Source organism: Ruminiclostridium sufflavum DSM 19573, assembly GCF_003208175.1.
Lineage (GTDB): Bacteria > Bacillota > Clostridia > Acetivibrionales > DSM-1351 > Ruminiclostridium > Ruminiclostridium sufflavum.
In genome coordinates this window covers 1-2,287 of sequence record NZ_QKMR01000047.1, presented here as the reverse complement: position 1 = coordinate 2,287, position 2,287 = coordinate 1, and the positions used below count along the sequence as shown (strand labels likewise).

1 protein-coding gene is annotated in these 2,287 nt (G+C 32.5%); it reads right to left on the bottom strand.

From position 1 onward, the window contains the following. Positions 1-554 precede the first annotated feature (554 nt). Positions 555-1,676, bottom strand: coding sequence for an HlyD family secretion protein (locus LY28_RS18795; protein WP_165835638.1), 1,122 nt, complete (start codon positions 1,674-1,676; stop codon positions 555-557). Between the last annotated feature and the right edge of the window lie 611 nt (positions 1,677-2,287).

Here is a 2,287-nt window from a genome sequence, read left to right as displayed (position 1 = left end):
GCGCACCCGCATAGCGGGTGGTTTATTGTTTCGCATGGCTCATTTCTCTGCCGAGAAACTTGCCTTATGCTCAACAGGCTAAAGCCCATAAATTAAAATTACTGTCTGCCGACAGAAATGGTTAAGAAGTGCTTTAGCCGTATGAGTTGGTAACTCACGTATGGTTCTTGGACAAATGGCTTATAACGTCATCTGTTTTTGATATGTTTATATACAAAAATGGTGAACGCACTTATCATTGCGTTCACCATTTTTGATACATTAACCTGTTCTTAACTACTTAACTTAAGTACATTAACTTTACGTGGAGCACATCAAAAAACATCTCATTTATAAATCAGCTCTTATTAGCAATTTATTTGGAACACATCTGCTCCAGCACTCCATTATTTCTTTGTACTAGAATGGCTTTTCCATGCCACCAGTTACCAGCCTTTGAAGTTAGGATTTCCATTAAAAAGCACTTGTTTTCTTCAAATCACTATTTATTGTTTTAAGAATCTCTGGAATAATTTCAATAAAGATAAAGTATAGAAATCTTATGCCAAATAGATTCACTCAATTTCAATCTCTATATCTACATTGAAATTAGGGACAAGAAAACTGTCTTTATTCTCTATAGCAATTTCAACAGCTATACTGGTTTCATCATCCTTCTCAACTGCATTACCAGAAATTTCAACAACCTTTCCCTTATATTTTCTAGACTTATCAGCGGTTGGTATAATATTTACATCTGCACCCACTTTCACATCTTTTATAAATTTCTCTTCCACATCCGCACTTATATAGATACTATCAATATCCATAATACTTAACACCTTCTTTGATACGTCAACAGAATCACCCTGCACATAGCCAATATTAGTTACTATACCATTCTCCATATCAGACACTATATTGTTTTCTTTTATGTAACTCTTACTGATTTTATCCTTCATAAGTGAAATATCCGACTCAATTCCTGATATTTTCTCCTTAATCAATTGAATACTATCTACTCCCTCGGCAAGATTCATCTTTAGATTTAGTTCGGATTGGAGTTCATCTATTTCGGTTTGTTTATTATGTTTTAAAATTTCAAGAGCTTTTTGGGCATCATCTAATGCCCTTTTTTTGCTGATAACAGATTCTTCAAATTCATTATAATCATTCCGAGATATTATATTTAAATCAAGTAGTGAATTTTTTTTCTTTAGCTCCTCACATGCCTTTTTGTAGAAATTATCCGCATATTCCACATCACTGACAAGCTTCTTTATTTCTGGGTCAGTATTGGTATTTAATTTTTTCTGTTTCTCAGAAATGTTGGCTTTAATCCGGTTTATATCTGTTTGAGTTTTTGAAAGTTCTATCCTTGTAGAGTCAAGGTCCAATTCCTTGTCACGTATTTGTTTTCTAAATTCAGATAAGTTTAGCGAAACCATAATATCTCCTTTTTTTACCCGACTTCCGTCCTCAACAAATATCTTATCAACTATTGCTGGAAAATTAACATTTATATTCTTAATATTCTTTACTTTGACCGTGCCAAATGCATCTACTTTATTTTCAATCTTATTTTTTGTATTGCTAGAAATGCTTACCTTTTGCTCCTGTCTTTCTGCACAGGATGCACATAGCATTATTGTAATCCCTAAAACAATAACCATTGCATTTTTCTTCACAATTAACACACCTTCCCCCATAATTGTAGTATTTTAAAAGCCAAAACCTAAATTTAGAATAATATGGATATTATATAGCGTTCTAAGAGCATATGTAATTTTTACTCACTTTTGTCTAGCTTGACTGAATCCACATTCTTTAGAGAGTCCTCCTGATTAACTTTTTTAAGAAGCATGACTGTTGCAACAGCAAATATAATTTAAATCAGCTAGGATGTACTATACAACAGTTCATTGTTAGTTGCACTTTTTGGATTTAGCTTAAATACTCTAAAACTAAACCATTGCATAGGCAATCAACGATTACTGCAGCAAAAAATGAAAATAGAATAACATATTTTTTGATATTTTTTCTAAGCAATTCATTACAAAAATTCCTCTCTAACAGATCAATTATTTTCCTTATTATACATCACAATACTAATTGGATAAAGCTTTTTTTATAGCCGATTTAATTATTATCAACCCTTTTAAAAGCTCTTCGTCACTGATAACAAGCGATTTAAGGATTTTTAAAACGCTTTCTGCATATTCCGGCACATCCGGACGGCGATTCCGGTTTTATCCGGACACCTTGTCGTGTAAGTTGATTTTATTCCAGTGCTTCATTTTTTTCAATA